Source organism: Flavobacterium sp. GW823-FHT06G12 (genome assembly GCF_058794775.1).
Genome location: NZ_JBXAHE010000002.1, coordinates 56,460 through 72,079, shown reverse-complemented (window position 1 = coordinate 72,079; position 15,620 = coordinate 56,460). Strand labels below are relative to the sequence as shown.

At 32.2% G+C, this 15,620-nt stretch carries 16 protein-coding genes; 7 read left to right on the top strand and 9 right to left on the bottom strand.

Going from position 1 to position 15,620, the window contains the following annotated elements; translation table 11 throughout:
* Positions 1–32 precede the first annotated feature (32 nt).
* The 4 genes from AC1Q5Z_RS07185 to AC1Q5Z_RS07170 form a co-directional block, all read right to left on the bottom strand.
* Positions 33–1,112 (bottom strand): glycosyltransferase, encoded by a 1,080-nt coding sequence (locus tag AC1Q5Z_RS07185; protein ID WP_343589801.1) that lies wholly within the window; start codon positions 1,110–1,112, stop codon positions 33–35.
* Between the two features lie 423 nt (positions 1,113–1,535).
* Entirely contained in the window at positions 1,536–2,111 is a 576-nt protein-coding gene (locus AC1Q5Z_RS07180; RefSeq protein WP_492444153.1) for a hypothetical protein, read from the bottom strand.
* A gap of 63 nt (positions 2,112–2,174) precedes the next feature.
* The gene (locus AC1Q5Z_RS07175) at positions 2,175–5,609 is read right to left on the bottom strand and encodes a DUF8818 domain-containing protein (RefSeq protein WP_492444152.1); all 3,435 of its coding nucleotides are present in this window, start codon (positions 5,607–5,609) and stop codon (positions 2,175–2,177) included.
* A gap of 98 nt (positions 5,610–5,707) precedes the next feature.
* Positions 5,708–5,935 carry a hypothetical protein gene (locus AC1Q5Z_RS07170; RefSeq protein ID WP_343589797.1) on the bottom strand — a complete coding sequence of 76 codons (228 nt, stop codon included), beginning with the start codon at positions 5,933–5,935 and terminating at the stop codon, positions 5,708–5,710.
* Between the two features lie 92 nt (positions 5,936–6,027).
* On the opposite strand from AC1Q5Z_RS07170, the gene AC1Q5Z_RS07165 reads away from it, so the two are divergent.
* From AC1Q5Z_RS07165 to AC1Q5Z_RS07155, 3 genes are all read left to right on the top strand, one after another.
* Positions 6,028–7,086 (top strand): helix-turn-helix domain-containing protein, encoded by a 1,059-nt coding sequence (locus AC1Q5Z_RS07165; RefSeq protein ID WP_492444151.1) that lies wholly within the window; start codon positions 6,028–6,030, stop codon positions 7,084–7,086.
* A 116-nt stretch (positions 7,087–7,202) separates the two neighbouring features.
* Positions 7,203–8,393: a TonB-dependent receptor gene (locus tag AC1Q5Z_RS07160; protein WP_492444150.1), complete on the top strand. Its 1,191-nt coding sequence runs from the start codon at positions 7,203–7,205 to the stop codon at positions 8,391–8,393.
* A gap of 50 nt (positions 8,394–8,443) precedes the next feature.
* Positions 8,444–9,466, top strand: coding sequence for an outer membrane beta-barrel family protein (locus tag AC1Q5Z_RS07155; protein ID WP_492444149.1), 1,023 nt, complete (start codon positions 8,444–8,446; stop codon positions 9,464–9,466).
* 4 nt (positions 9,467–9,470) lie between these two features.
* Here the strand turns inward: AC1Q5Z_RS07155 and AC1Q5Z_RS07150 are convergent, their stop codons facing one another.
* The 4 genes from AC1Q5Z_RS07150 to AC1Q5Z_RS07135 all read right to left on the bottom strand — a co-directional run bounded on the left by AC1Q5Z_RS07150 (position 9,471) and on the right by AC1Q5Z_RS07135 (position 11,957).
* Positions 9,471–9,695: a DUF5808 domain-containing protein gene (locus tag AC1Q5Z_RS07150; protein WP_492444148.1), complete on the bottom strand. Its 225-nt coding sequence runs from the start codon at positions 9,693–9,695 to the stop codon at positions 9,471–9,473.
* A 2-nt stretch (positions 9,696–9,697) separates the two neighbouring features.
* A complete protein-coding gene (locus tag AC1Q5Z_RS07145; protein ID WP_492444147.1) occupies positions 9,698–9,919 on the bottom strand; it encodes a hypothetical protein in 222 nt (73 codons plus the stop codon).
* A gap of 148 nt (positions 9,920–10,067) precedes the next feature.
* A complete protein-coding gene (locus tag AC1Q5Z_RS07140; protein WP_492444146.1) occupies positions 10,068–11,327 on the bottom strand; it encodes an aspartate kinase in 1,260 nt (419 codons plus the stop codon).
* Positions 11,328–11,468: 141 nt separating this feature from the next.
* Positions 11,469–11,957 (bottom strand): GNAT family N-acetyltransferase, encoded by a 489-nt coding sequence (locus AC1Q5Z_RS07135; RefSeq protein ID WP_198855460.1) that lies wholly within the window; start codon positions 11,955–11,957, stop codon positions 11,469–11,471.
* Between the two features lie 171 nt (positions 11,958–12,128).
* Between AC1Q5Z_RS07135 and fbp the strand changes: the two genes are divergently transcribed.
* The 3 genes from fbp to AC1Q5Z_RS07120 all read left to right on the top strand — a co-directional run bounded on the left by fbp (position 12,129) and on the right by AC1Q5Z_RS07120 (position 14,347).
* Positions 12,129–13,136, top strand: coding sequence for a class 1 fructose-bisphosphatase (gene fbp / locus AC1Q5Z_RS07130; RefSeq protein WP_198855461.1), 1,008 nt, complete (start codon positions 12,129–12,131; stop codon positions 13,134–13,136).
* Between the two features lie 31 nt (positions 13,137–13,167).
* The gene (locus AC1Q5Z_RS07125) at positions 13,168–13,671 is read left to right on the top strand and encodes a hypothetical protein (protein WP_343589786.1); all 504 of its coding nucleotides are present in this window, start codon (positions 13,168–13,170) and stop codon (positions 13,669–13,671) included.
* 259 nt (positions 13,672–13,930) lie between these two features.
* On the top strand, positions 13,931–14,347 hold the full coding sequence (locus AC1Q5Z_RS07120) for a hypothetical protein (protein WP_343589784.1): 417 nt from the start codon (positions 13,931–13,933) through the stop codon (positions 14,345–14,347).
* A 76-nt stretch (positions 14,348–14,423) separates the two neighbouring features.
* Here AC1Q5Z_RS07120 and AC1Q5Z_RS07115 read toward each other — a convergent pair whose 3' ends face one another.
* Complete coding sequence (locus AC1Q5Z_RS07115) at positions 14,424–14,855, bottom strand: TerB family tellurite resistance protein (protein ID WP_198855464.1); 432 nt, start codon at positions 14,853–14,855, stop codon at positions 14,424–14,426.
* A gap of 168 nt (positions 14,856–15,023) precedes the next feature.
* On the opposite strand from AC1Q5Z_RS07115, the gene AC1Q5Z_RS07110 reads away from it, so the two are divergent.
* The gene (locus AC1Q5Z_RS07110) at positions 15,024–15,617 is read left to right on the top strand and encodes a HupE/UreJ family protein (RefSeq protein ID WP_492444145.1); all 594 of its coding nucleotides are present in this window, start codon (positions 15,024–15,026) and stop codon (positions 15,615–15,617) included.
* The last annotated feature ends 3 nt before the right edge of the window (positions 15,618–15,620 follow it).

Below are 15,620 nucleotides of genomic sequence, written 5' to 3'. Positions count from 1 at the left end.
ACAACTTATTAATCCGTTTTATCGGCGTGCAATTATGCAGTTTTGTCTTCAAAAACCTTAAATAGAGAATCCCAGTCAATGTTGTTTTCAAATTGAGTTAGTCCTTTAAACGACTTTACTTTTGATAAATCTTCAATACTAAAGTCGTCTTGCATTGCATAAGGCACAAGATTTTCTTCCTGAAGTTTTATGGCTAGATATTCCTGTTCATACTGACCAGGGGTCGGAATAAAAAAGGCTTTTTTGCCTAGTTTTGCCAAATCCATTACAGTTGTATATCCAGAACGGCATAAAACAAATTCACTTTCATTAAAAGTCTGTTCTAACTGTTTAGAGTTCATGAAATTATAATAGGTAACATTTCCTGATTCTCTTTTAGTCTGTGTTTTTTCTACAACACCTTGTACAAAAACAACTTTTCCAGGATAATTTACAGCTTCTTTTTGCAGTTTTTCATCCAAGAAAGTACGTTGCGGTTCTGGTCCAGACAATATAATCATTAAATCATATATTTTTGGAGTATCCTTTTTCTTCATTCGGCTTAACGGACCGATATATTTTAGATTTAGTTCATTCGATTTTAAATGACCTAAATCTCCTGTCAGGTTTATTTTTTCATTAGTATCAGGAACCCAGCATTCATTATATTTTTTAATGAAATACTGATGGCATTTACTTGTAAACCAAGTTGTATTTCCTGTCATTACATTCAATTGATGCGTAATAAAAACAGAAGGCACTTTCTTGCTGAAAACTCCTAATCTATTGTCTGAGATGATGCCGTCAATACCATGTTTTTTAATCCAATGATTGATCATTTTTTTCTCATCCAAAACGGCAGTAATCATTTTTGGAAGATTTTTGATTAGCTTCCATTTAAAGTTTTTACCATTCTTTGCATATTCAATATGATAAGAAGGCAATTCTAAAGTTTGTATATAAGGAAATTCTTTTCGCAATAAAGACAATGCAATTCCGTCTGAAGCAATAATAGGAATGTAATTATTCTCTTGAAGCGCTTTGATAATAGGAATGCATCTAGTGGCATGTCCAAGTCCCCAATTTAATGGAGCAATTAAAATAGTTTTATTCGCAGAATAATCTATGCTCATTTTTAACACGTTTTAAAAACGAAGATAGACAAATATGTTTTTTATGTTATTTCGAGGGTATTACTAAATTATTAATTTAAGGTTCTAAGATTAAGGTTCTAAGGTGCTGAGAAACTAAGGCTCTAAGGTTTGTTGGTTTGAATTAAAAGAGGGTATCTCAAAAATACAGTCATTTTGAGTTAATAGAATATTTATAAAATTTTTATATCGACAAGCCCCAGCGGGGCGGCATATTTATAGAAATTCAATTGCGAAAAGACAAAGAGCTCCGCCGGAGCTTTATATATAAATGTTCATTATTTGCTACAAATATTTCGCTTCTCCGAAGCTTACAAAAAGAAGAAGCTGTCCAAAAGAACAGCTTCTCAAAGTCTCGTATTAAAACCTTAGCTCCTCAGAACCTTAGTCCCTAAGCACCTTTATTTAATCCTGAATATACGTTTTATTACCATTTTTGTTAATGTAGTATTTACCGCCTCTTGGTCCAGTATATACTTTTTTACCATTGTATTCGCCAGTAACTTTATCTGGAACAGCAGGTGCTTTTTCGTTAGTTTCCTTTAAAGTCTTAGTTGCCGATTTTTTAGCAGCTGTGGCATCTTTCTTAGCAGCGTCAGCTTTTGCGGTAGAGCTTTTTGCATCGGCTTTAGCTTTATCTGCGCTTGTTTTTGCTTTGTCAGCAGTGCTTTTCGCTTTATCAGATTCTACAGTAGCTTTTTTTGCATCAGCTTTAGCTTTTGTAGCTTGTTTGTCTGCAGTCTTTTTTGCTGCGTCTGCAGTTTCTTTCTTTGCTTTAGATGAAGCTGCTTTTGCATCGTCAGCAGCTTTTTTAGATTTTGTAGCTTCTTTTTTGGCATCAGCCGAAGCTTTGTCTGTAGTTGTTTTTGCTTTTTTTGCTGAAGCTTCTGTTTTACTTTTTGTAGTTTTTGCAGTTGTTTCTTGTGCATAAAAATTAGAAGAGAAAACAACCATTAAACAGAACAATACTAATTTTTTCATAGGGTTAGATATTTAAATTTCAATTAAAATTAAACAATTTATTGTCATCTTTTTCGCAACCAATTAAAAATATGCACGAAGCTGAACATTTCCTGTATGAATGGTAGATCCAGTATCGCTTTTGCGTCCTTGATAATTTAAATTAACATCCAAAAAAGACGTAATGTTCTTTTGTAGAAGAAGTTTCCAAACCAAATTTGATCCTGCTTGAAGCCCTTCCAGCATCTGAAAACCTACAGACGAAAACTCGTTTCCATTAAATTTATTTTCATAAAAAGAAAATTCGCCATTTACGGTTACTTTCCTTTCACCTGCATAAGAAAAAGAAGTTCCGATTCTGTTTTGGTCCAAAGTTTCGAAATTTCCAATTTGGTTTTTCTTGCTTTGAAGTTCATAAAAGAAATCCAATTTGGTGTTTTTAGAAAATAAATAACTCACTTTGGGCGCCAATTGCCAACCTTGAATATCATAGTTTTTCTCTGTAAAATCTTTAGAAACCAAATCGGTTTTTATGGTTTTGGTAAAGAAATTAAACAGCCAGCTTTTTTGATATAAATGTGTGTACTGAATTTGATGCGAATAATTCTGGACGTTTTGTGAGCCAATAGAAAGCAAACTTTTGCCTTTGTTTACCAAATAAGAATACGTAACAGAATGTTTTTGCTTGCCTCGATTGTAAAATAAACTGTTTCTAAAACTCGAATTCAGTCCTAAAATATTTTCCTCTGAGGAATTAAACGGATTAAGTTCTAGTTTTTCGCCTTCGCTTTTTACCTTTCGATCCATTATAAAAGAAGTCTGATTATAGAAATAAGACAACAGTTTTTTGAAACCTTTTTCATTTTGCCACTGTAGCGGATTCAAGGTTAATGATTGCGAAAACTTGTTTTGATTGGTTTTAATATAAATCTGATTCGGCAAAAAGACTCTCACATATCTCGCTTGGTCTTGGTAAACGGCAATTTCAAACTCTTCCAATTCCTGAATTCCGTTTCCGTTATAATCGTTCCAAGTGTAAACTCCTTGTCCAGTTGGAACTTCTACGTATGTAAATTCTTGTTGTGCAATAGTTCCAGAACTCGTTTCGTAAGTCGTTCCAATTTGCATGAGCTGATTAAAAAAACGATCATTGTATAAAATCCTTGAATTTAATGACGGTTCATCCTGTCTGGATTGATCTGTAAAATCTAAATTTCGATAACTCGCATAAACTGCTAAATCGGTCTTTTTGGTCTGAATTAATTTCGATCTTAAATAATAAGTTTGCGAATTGTTTACATGCTGTAATAATCCATTTTGCAAACTATCGTTGCGTCTCTGGAGAAAACCAACTTCCACGAAAACTTTAGTGCTGTCGCCACGTCCTGTAAAAAATCCATATTCTGAAAATCTTTGGCTTAACGCCGAAAACTGATTGGTGATTTTGTCTTTTTGTTGATTGTCTTCTAGTTGCATACTTCCTCCAACCCAATTTTTGCCAAAATGATATTTGGTTCTAGTTTGGTTTCTAATGAATTTTGAAGTCGAAGATGTAGCATCAGTATTAAGGAAACTTCCGCTGTTCTCAACTGTCCAATTTTTCAATTTGAATAAAGCATTTGTCGTATGTCTAACGCCAGAATAGCTTTCGCTAAAATCTAATTTTTCGAATTGATACGTCAATAAACCAATATTTGAAGTTTTATTTTTAGAAAATAAATCAAAATTTAAACCTGTAACCAAAAGACTTTGATTGCCCAAAAGTGTTCCCGTTAAATTCCAATCGCGATTAAACTCAATATTATACAAACGCTCAACCGATTTAAAATTTTGCTGCACGTATTGATAATTCGCGAAAGCATCTAAACTCCAACTTTTAGAGAAAAGACGTTTTTTAAGATTGGTTTTAAAAGCAATTCCTTCGTTGTTAGAATCATCAATATCAGAAAATAAATTTTGGTCATTGTTGCTTACAGCCAATTCAAAGTCAACCAATGTTTTCTCATTAGGATTGTATTTTCCTAAAAATGTTGCCACTTGAAGTTTTATTGGCGCAACAAGCTGTACGATTGGTTCGTAATTTCCTTGAAGAACACCGTTTATTGGTTCGACATATTGATAAATACGCTCAACAGAATTATTGTTCTGAATAATATAATTTCCTGCATTTGCACCAACTTGACTAAACCTAACGTTATACAAAACATCCGCCGGATTGTTAGAATATTCATAAACTTCGACCGAATTGACGAGTATTTTTTTGTATAAAATTTTATTGTCGGCATAAGTGTCTTCGTAAGCAGAAGGTGCTTTCATCAAATTGACATCATCGCCCGCCTGACTCAAAATCTGAACTTGTTCTGGGGAAAGATTTTGCTGTAAAGGCTGATTTTTCATATCATTTTCTGAATACAAATAACCGCCAAAACTCCAATTTTTATTTTCGTGAGTTGCACCAGCATATGTTACAAGACGATTGTAATTTCGTTCAGAATATTGGTATTCGACATTGATACGCATTTCTGAAGTAATGGTAAAAAGTGAAGTGAAGACAATTTCTCCAGCATTATAATCAATCACATAATCATTGTTTTCTCCTCTTTTTAATAAAACGCCATTTACATAAACTCGCTCCGAACCCGAAATTACCAAAACATACAATTCGCCATTCTGACCTTTTAATTTATACGGGCCTTGATTTCCTTCCTGACCTGTAAAAGTACTTTTGGCATATTGGCCTTTTACAAAAGCGACCGAAGCAAAAACATTGGTTTTGCTTGTTTCGGTATCAAAATCAAAGTTTGCCGAAAGTCCTTGAACTTTTTTATTGAAACTTAAAAATTGTGTTTTTCTATTTTCTAAAAAAACATCGCCGGCACGAATGTTCCAATCATTGCTGAATAGTTCAATGAAAATATTATCAAACTGATCCAGTTTTTGCGAATAACCGCCATCTTGCAACGGAATATTATTGTCTTGGAGCGAAGCTCTTAAACTTACCTTATCTGAAAGTTTTCCTGTAATTTGTAAATCTAAATTGGAGTTTAAAACCGTACTCTGATTATTGCCAATTGTAACACCTCGGGTAATGCTTCCAGAAGTTTCGAGACCGTCAAAAGGTGTTACTTTTTTGCCATTTGAGTTATTATCTATTCGGTAAAGTTTTTCTGTTCCGACATCGCCACTTACAATCTGATCCGATTTATAAAGACTGTATTCTTTGGTTAAGAAATCGGGATAATTAAGATAGTTGACAATTAAAGTATCTGAAACCGATGGATATTTTTCATTTAAAAGCAAATATCCTTTTTGAAAATCGACTTTATAAAAAGTTGAATCGATCGGTTCGTTTTTAGTATTTAGAATTTGAAAAAATCCAGAGTTGATGGCTACTTTTTCAAGCCGAATAGTATCTTTTGAAACAATTACTTTTTTTGTTTTGTACAGTGATTCGGTTTCTTGAGCCTGAAGCGCAGAAAACCAGAAGAAAACCGTCAAAAACAGTAATTTTTTCAACATAAATACTTTAACTCTAAAAAGTCAAAAGTAGTATTTATAATTGGGAATTGTTGTGTTGGAAATTGTAGTTTTAGAGATGAGAAAAGAAGCGCCAATTCTTATTTTCCATATTTAATGAAAAGTAGAATTATTAAGGCTAAAAACGCGATAATTACAATAAAAATAGGATTTGCATAATTGGCATGCCATCCAAATTCCTTTATTCTTTTTGGAAAATAAGACCTTTTATCTTTCGGATTATAATAAAACATTCCCCAAATCCAATTATTGGGGTCATTTTCCCATCGGTTTTTAGTTTCTTCGCTTGGGTCGTTAATGTTGTTCATAATTTTTGGAATTATTGGGCTATTATAAAGTTAATTAATTTCCATTTAAAAATAATATTTTAGCTTTGTTTAGGATATAATCAATTTAAATTATGGATACTAGCAAAGAACTTTTATTCTTTTTTAGTGCTTTGGGAGCTTTCAACGGAATTATTCTCGGAATTTATTTTTTCTTTTTTACCAGGAAAAAATACCTGACGAATTATTTCTTGGGTGCGCTTTTATTTGCGCTAAGTATTCGTATTGCAAAATCTGTATTTGTTTATTTTCATCCAGAATTGCCAAAAATGTATCTCCAATTCGGACTTACAGCTTGTTTTTTTATTGGGCCGTGTTTGTATTATTTCATCAAATCGGCAGTAGATGAAGTGCAGATTATGCCCAAATCATGGAAATTTATATTGGCATTTTGGGGAACTTTAATCATTGCTGTTGGTATTTTGTATCCGTATGAAGTATATCCGAAATTTTGGAGTGGCTATTTTATAAGAATCATTTATTTTCAGTGGTTTGTTTACATTGCATTTGCTGGCTACGAACTTCGCGGTGTGCTGAAAAAAATCTTGAGCAGAAAAGAAAAAAATACTCCAGCCGAAATATGGTTTTCAATGCTTTATTTTGGAAACTTTCTCTTATTTCTATTTTATTTCTTGGCTATTATGGGAGCTTCTGCAGCAACTTACATAAGCGGTGCAGTTGTTTTTTCATTTATTTTATATTTAGGAATTTCGATTCTTTTGTACAGAAAAAAAACAGACGATTTATTTTTATTAAATGGAAAGATTTCCAATAAAAAAATAGAGGCAACAGAAGCAACAATATGGTCAGAAAAACTAGAAAATGCGATGTTTGAAAAAAGTTTGTATAAAAATCCAAACTTAACGCTTCAAGATTTGTCTAAAGAAATTAATATTTCAAGCCATCAACTATCGCAGTTTTTGAATAATAATTTAGGAAAGAATTTTACCAGTTTTGTAAACGAATTTAGAATCAATGAAGCTTGTAGAATAATTACTTCTACAGATAAATTGACCCTAGAATCTGTTGGTTACGATGTTGGTTTTAATTCTAAATCGACCTTTTTTGCCGCTTTCAAAAAACATACTGGTACAACGCCTCTTAATTACCAAATTCAGGCTTTGCAGTCATGAAATAGAGTGTGAATTTATAAATTCGTACTCCCGATTTCGCTTTTTACAATCTCATTTATTGATTTTCGGATGACTTTTGTTTCAAATAAAAGTCAAACCGTTAATTGTTAAAGTTTATGAGATTTCTAAAATTGGTTATCCTTTATGTTTTTTTTCTGATTTTTTCATCAATAGAAATAAAAGCGCAACGCATAAAAAATGTTAAAGATAAAAGCTATTATAGTGATGATGTAATCCTTGGAAAAAAACTATTAAAGTCTGCTCAAGATACTATAATTGTTAAAGAAGGAGAAAAAGAGGAGAAAAAAGGAAAAGAGCAAAATGAGTTAAATGAAGTAGTTATCAAAAATCAGACTTCATTGCTAAAATACAGATCAAACGGAAATATTGATGTCAACGTAAACGGAACTGTTCTGGCAACAAGCAGTTCGGTAATCGAATTGCTTGGAAGAGTGTCCAATGTTGTGGTTGCTGACGGAGAAATCAGCGTTGTTGGAAAAGGTGAAGCCATTATTTATCTCAACGGAGTTTTGATAAATTATGAGCGGTTTGCAGCAATTCCGGTTTCCCAGATTCAAAAGATTGAAGTCATTTCCAATCCTTCTGCTAGATACGATGCAGAAGGAAAAGCAGTTATCAATATTATTACCAAACAAAACATTGAAAGTGGTATGATGGGCGCTGTCAATCAGCACGTAACAGTTTCTAAATTTGGAGGAACGCTTTATAACACGCTTTTAGATTTTAATTATTCTAAAGGGAAATTCTCTTTTGTAACCAATTACGGTTTGCAATTAGGAAGAAATCGCGAATTGCTGTACACAACAAGAACGCGTCCAGATCCTGATGATTTTATGAAATCTGAATTGACAACCGACTGGAAAAGAAGATTTAATAATTATTCTAATTTCGGATTCGGACTTCAGTATAATTTTTCTCCAAACAATTATATTTCATTGGCCTATAGTGGCAATGTGAATGATTTGGGCGGAATTACAGAAAGTAGAAATTCTATAACCAACAATTCAGGAAAGAGTTTTTATGCCACAGATGTTGACCGAAATGATGTTTTATTAAATCAGTTCATCAATTTGAATTATAATTTGACAACCAGCAAAGGCTCAACACTATTTATTGGATCGCAATTTTCAAATTACAATCAAACCATAAGAGATTTTATTGATGAAAATAGTGAGATCGAGGAAACAGATGCCGAAAGGTATTTAAAGAATAATGTGGGAAGCCGAATTAATATAATTGCAGTTCAAGCCGATTATTCGAAGAAAATAAATGAAAAAAAAAATTAGAAATAGGAGCAAAGTTTAGTCGCGCGACGATAAACTCGGGAACAGATTTTTTGATTTCCGATGATAAAATAAATTTTGAGCTCGACGATGAGCTTTCGAGTGATTTTGAATACAATGAAAAAATTGCTGCTGCATACTTAAATTATATCGGGACATTGAATGAAAAGGTTAATTTTTCGCTTGGTGTAAGAGGAGAAAAAACAAGTTATGATTTGTTTACAGATGCCAACGGAACTCAGAAATTTGATAAATCGTACGGCAATTTTTTTCCAAACGCACTTTTAAATTTTAATCTTTCAGAAGATTGGAAAGGACATTTTTCATATGTTTCCAGAATTACAAGACCTAGATATCAGGCTTTAAATCCGTATGTAATTTATCAAGATCCTTTTACGACAATTGAAGGAAATCCGAATTTGCTTCCAGAAAAAACACATGCTTTTGAAATAGGTGCGATGTACAAAAAGTTCGATTTTAAAGTTGGCTATACTTATAAAATTGATCCCATTTCGGCAGCCGCTTTGCGCGGAGACATGCCAAATAGCTATATTTTAAGGGCATTGAATCTCGAAAAAGGGCATACTTTTTTCGCCTCACTTTCTAGAGCTTTCAATATTAAATGGTGGAATTCTGTTAATACAGCTAGCATTACATGGCAGAAATCGGTAGATAATTTTTATGCATTTGCTTTTAGTCCTGTAGAGCCTCAAATTTATTTATATACTAATAATACATTTACGATTCTTAAACTTTTTAAACTCCAACTTTTGGCTTGGTATTTAAGTGATAGAAGTTATGGGTTAGGAAGCGAAAACGGTCGTTCAACTATAACTTTAGGAATAGAAAGAAACTTTTTTAAAGATGCATTAAAACTCAATTTTACAGCAAACGACATCTTTCATAAGTTTATGGTTTCTGGCGATTATAATGTCGGGCAAACCCAAATTTATTATCATCGAACGTATAGTACAGATTATTTTAAACTAATTGCAACATACAATTTCGGAGATTCAAAAAAGACAACGTATAAAAAAACAGAAGTGGAACAGTCAGAAAATAGTAGGGCGAGGTAATATATTATTTCATGCTTTCTGATAAAATCATTAAAACAAGAATAAGCACAACGCAAAGAAAAACCGAATTAGGATTTGCAAAATTAATAGTCCATCCTAGTTCTTTAATTTTCTTTGGAGGAAACATTCTTGCATCTTTTGGGTTATAGTAAAACATTCCCCAAACCCAATTATCGGGATCGTTATGCCAACTGTTTTTTTCTTCCTCGGTGGGCTTTTGATTTTCCATCGTTAAGAATTATTGGGAATACTGCTATTGCTTGTTCGCTTTTCCTTTTTTAACTGTATGTAACTGATGAGAATTGCAAGTGTAGATAAAAAAGGCCCAATTACCAATCTAAAATCAGAGTAAGAGATGTCTTTTATTTCTTTTGCAAGCAGCGGACTTAAAGTTATGCCAATGTATAAAACATCAAAGATAATAAGAGTGAATAAAATGTTTTTTCTGCTCATTTTGAGTTCTTTAGTAGGAATAGTAAATATAATCAAAAAACAAATAAAAAATAGAGAAAATTCTTTCGTAATAAAAAAGGCCTCACTTAGTCAGTGAAGCCTTATCAATAATCTTTGAATTGAAATAATTACCTTTTATAAAGCAATATTAGATTAATTCTTTAGTCACAATCTGCATGGTTTCGCGGCTAACTTGTTTCAATAAAACTTCTTTGTTAGCTTCAACAGTTTGCGCAGCCTCTTCTGTAAAGTGACGGATTGTATATAAAGTTACATTTTCGCTGTATTCTACTTTGAATTTTTTAGAAAGAATAGCATTCAATTCTGGGAAATTTCCAAATTTATCTTCCACACAAACAGAGAAACTAATTGCAGAGTTCTGAATCAAGTTTACTTTGATTTTAAATTCGTGGAATAGACCAAAAATCTCACTGATGTTTTCTTCCATAATGAAAGAGAAATCAATTGATGAAAGTGAAATTAAAAGCTGTTCTCTTTTTACGATAAAACATGGATATTGCGGTTCCAAATCAACTCCTTTAGAAACACAAGTTCCTTTTAATAACGGGTTGATAAAAGATTTTACGTACAACGGAATTTCTTTTTTCTGTAAGGGCTGTAATGTTTTTGGGTGAATAACCGTTGCTCCGTAAAAAGCTAATTCGATTGCTTCGCGGTATGAAATCTGGTTTAACAAACTTGCATTTTCAAAATAACGCGGATCGGCATTCATAACTCCAGGAACGTCTTTCCAGATTGTTACACTTTCGGCATTTAAGCAGTAAGCAAAAATTCCTGCAGTATAGTCAGAACCTTCACGCCCAAGAGTAGTCGTAAAGTTGTTTTCGTCAGCACCTAAGAAACCTTGTGTAATATTTAGCTGTTTTCTTGGAACATTTTTACTGATGTTTTGCTGTGTAGTTTCCCAATCAACCTCTGCATCTCTGTAGTTGGCATTGGTTTTAATGAAATTACGAACGTCAAGCCATTGCGTTTGAATTCCTCTGAAATTCATATAATGGCTTAAGATATTAGTCGAAATCAATTCACCAAAACTTACCACTTGATCGTAAACAAAGTTGTAATTTGGAGATTTATTATGAGCTAAAAAGTATTCTAATTCATCAAACTGTGCATTTACAGCATTGAAAACGGAATGATTTTCATCTTCAAACAAATCTAATAAGATTTGATTGTGGTATTTTTTTATTTCCTGTACAGAAGCATTTAATTCTGTCGATTTTTCAAAGTAATTCTTGATTACAACTTCAAGAGCATTTGTTGTTTTTCCCATAGCTGAAACTACAAGAATCACATCTTCATAACCTACTTTCTGTAAAACGTCATATACGTTTTTAATTCCATCTGCATCTTTTACCGATGCACCACCAAATTTAAATACTCTCATTTTTTAATTAATAGATTTTTAGATTTTAGATTTCAGATTCAAACCGAAACCTACGTATTTGTTTTTTTGCCACAGATTAAAATGATTTACACAGATTTTAAAATCATTTTAATCCTTATAATCTGTGGCTAAATATTTTTTTTATAATTTTTCTAAGAACAAATTAACTCCTGCTTCATCCATTTGTACAACTTGCCAGTCTTCTAGAATTCTTGCGCCAGAATTCTTGTAAAAATTAACTGCTGGTGTATTCCATGCTAAAACATTCCATTCCACTCTTCTTACATTATCTCTTCTTCCTTGTTTCATGATTTCGGCATAAAGAGCAGAACCTAAACCGGTGCCTCGCATCTTTTCTTTTACAATCAAATCTTCAAGATGAATTGTCTTTCCTTTCCAGGTCGAATAGCGATAATAATATAAAGCAATTCCAACAATTTCCTTTTGTTTTTCTTCGTTTTCGATCTCTGCTACAAAAACATGAAATAATGGTTTTTCTCCAAAGCCGTCGCGCACTAAATCCTCTTCTGTAATGACAACCGCATCGGGTTCTTTTTCGAATATTGCCAGCTCCTGAATAAGCCCTAACACCGATTTCATATCTTCAGGATTTCCTTTTCTAATATTCATATATTCCTATTTTTAACTATTTAATATCTAAAAAAGCCTCATTTTAAGTAGTGCTTTTTGCAGATTATTAGCAAATATACAATAGTAGCAAACTAACAAAATAATTTTTAAATCATTCTCACAAAATAAGCGATATTTGTGACTTAAAAATAAAACTATAACGATTTAGAAATGGAAGAACGCAATAAAACACTGGGAGAGTTTATTATTGAGAACCAAAAAGCATTTCAGTATTCGTCGGGAGAACTCTCGCGAATTATCAACTCTATTCGATTGGCAGCAAAAGTTGTCAACCATAAAGTAAACCAAGCGGGTTTAGTAGATATTGTGGGAGCCGCAGGCGAACAGAATATTCAAGGTGAAGACCAGCAAAAATTAGATGTCTATGCAAACGAAGTATTTATCCAGACGTTAATAAACCGTGAGATTGTCTGTGGTATTGCTTCTGAAGAAAACGACGATTTTATTACTGTTCAGGGGAGCGACAACAGTCATAATAATAAGTACGTGATCTTAATGGATCCGCTTGACGGATCTTCAAACATTGATGTAAATGTTTCTGTGGGAACTATATTTTCTGTTTTCAGAAGAGTAACTCCAATAGGAACTCCGGTAACTAGCGAGGATTTTTTACAACCGGGAATCAATCAAGTTGCAGCAGGCTATGTAATTTATGGAACTTCAACGATGTTGGTTTATACTACTGGACATGGCGTGAATGGTTTTACGTTAAATCCAGCGATAGGTACATTTTATCTTTCGCACCCAAACATGAAATTTCCAGAAAACGGAAATATCTATTCGGTAAACGAAGGAAATTATGTTCATTTTCCGCAGGGAGTAAAAAATTATATTAAATACTGCCAGCGCGAAGAAGGAGATAGACCTTATACTTCAAGGTATATAGGAAGTTTGGTAGCCGATTTTCATCGAAATATGATAAAAGGCGGAGTTTATATTTATCCGACAAGTTCAAAAGCGCCAAAAGGAAAATTACGTTTGTTGTACGAATGTAATCCGATGGCATTTTTAGCAGAACAGGCGGGAGGAAAAGCAACAGATGGTTTTGGAAGAATTTTAGAAATTCAACCAACCGAATTGCATCAAAGAGTTCCTTTCTTTTGCGGAAGTTATAATATGGTAGAAAAAGCCGAGGAATTTATGGCTGAAGCGAATTAAGTATAATTGAAAAACAAAAAACAAATACTTTATGAAAAAAACATTATTATTTAGCTTCTTGGTACTTTTTATATCCTGTAATGATTTGCCAAAAGATGCAGCAATTCAGAATATAATTAAAACTAAAATAGCTCAAGAATCTTTTGATAATGTAGAATTGATAGATTTTAATATAGTTCGTGGTGTAGAAAACACATCTTTTGGACATACTTATGATGTTGAATTTACAGGTAAAGTAAAATATTTAAGTCCTGGTTATGTTAGAAACGCAGCCTTACAGGGAACAAATGCAAATGAAATGAATTTTTTAATTGTTGTTGAAAAAGTCAGTGAATCCAATAATATGCTTTATGATTATTTAAAAGTAAAAACGGGTATGATTAAAGAGATTACTGGTTCAATACAATTTATTAAAGGTGCAGATTTATTTGATAAAAGTACTTACTCGAAACCTGATGTTTGGGATCTAAATGTGGACCAAAATTATGGAATGAGCTTAAGAGAAATTAAAAACATAAACGGTTATAAACGTTAAAACGAAGAAAACACGAGACTAACTAAGTATTTTGTTTTTAATCACATTTTACATGCAAACCCGACAGATTTTTAAAACTTGTCGGGTTTTGTTTTGAGTTAAATTTTAAAACTTTAAGTATAAGATGGTTAATTGTTGCTAAGTACTGAAAACTAAAAAAATAACACGCAACCATTTTTTATTTAATACATCTTATAAGTGAATTATTTTTTCTGAGAAAAATTTGATTAAATTTAACCGACAAACTAAAACCAGTATTATGAAATTAAAATTAATTTTTGGACTCTTATTAAGTGTACTATTTTTGCCACTTGCTTCTTGTGATAGTGATAAAAATGGACCTAATATTGAAGGAAAATGGGATGACAATATCAAGCTTTCGCAAAAAACAGCCAATTTTAGTTCTGAAAGTAATTCTGTAACTATTACTTCAGAATATGATGGCTGGTGGTTGAATGGTATTGCACTAAATAAAGTGGGGGTTGACTTGAGTAATATTAATAAGATTTCAAAAGACTTTGTTGTTACAAATTCTGAATTTCAAGTAGAGAGAAAGGATGGAAAAACGATTATTATTACAATGAATAAAAATGCAACAAATGCAGAAAGAGTTCTTTCTATTAGCCTCCAAAATGGAGATTTTTTTAATAGCATAAATGTCGTTCAAGCAAAATAAACGATCTAAAAAAAAGAAACCCGATAAAATCAATTATCGGGTTTCCTTTTTTTAATTAATTCTTGAAAGAAGAATATTATTTATGCATATGTTGCATTTCATAGATAAAAGTATCTGCATCCACTTTTTTGTCTACCAATGACAATGCTTTTGCAATAATGTAATCTACGTTGCTTGGTGTAAATCCAAGGGCAACACTTATCTTTTTTAGAAGCACTTCTTGTTTATCTTCAAGATGATGATCAACATGAACCATTCTTGTTAAATCATATAAACGCTCTAAACGTTGAACGTAAGAATACGGTGGATTGATCGGATATTTTAAAGGATCGCTAAGAATTTCTTCGTATTCCGATTCTGTAATTTCTAAACGAGCAGCAAGTTTGTCTAAAAAGGCTTTTTCTTCTGGATATACAACTCCATCTGCTAGTGCTACACGTACGATAGCAGAAAAGTGTCCTTTATTTCTTTGCTTGAATTCGCTATCAAATAATTCTGAAAATGACATAATTAAAAGTATTTTTGTTAAACAAAGATAAATTTTATTTTAATTTAACAATTTTAAAATTCTCATAAATTTAACTTTTCTTTATTGAAGGATTTGGCTTCTCGAATATTTAAGTTTGAAAATTAATCGTAAGTTTACAGCCCCTAATTATTTAATTGCAATACACCTATGTCACAATTTTGGATTTATTTTCAAATAGGATTAAAACACGTTTTAGATATCAATGCTTACGATCACGTTCTTTTTTTAATCGCCTTAACCGTTCCGTATTTATTTAAAGACTGGAAAAGGATTTTTTTATTGGTTTCTCTTTTTACAATTGGTCATACCTTGGCTTTAATTCTTTCTGTTTACGGAATAATTGCCATAAAAGTAAATATTGTAGAATTCCTGATTCCGATTACAATTCTCGTAACAGCTCTTTATCATTTATTTACAGCAGGAAAGACCTCAAAAAATGATGGCGTAAATCTGGTATTTTTCATAACTTTATTCTTTGGAATTATTCACGGACTAGGTTTTTCTAATTATTTCAAAATAATTTTAGGAGGTTCTGCAACCTCAAAATTGTTACCTTTGGGAGAGTTTGCCTTAGGAATAGAAGCTGCTCAACTAGTAGTAGTTTTTGTTGTTCTGGTAATTTCATATATAGTGCAGACTGTTTTTCGTTTTTCAAAACGCGACTGGGCACTTGTAATGTCGGCTTTTATTATTGGAGTTGTAATTCCGATGATTATTGAAAGCCCAATTTGGAACAGATAAATT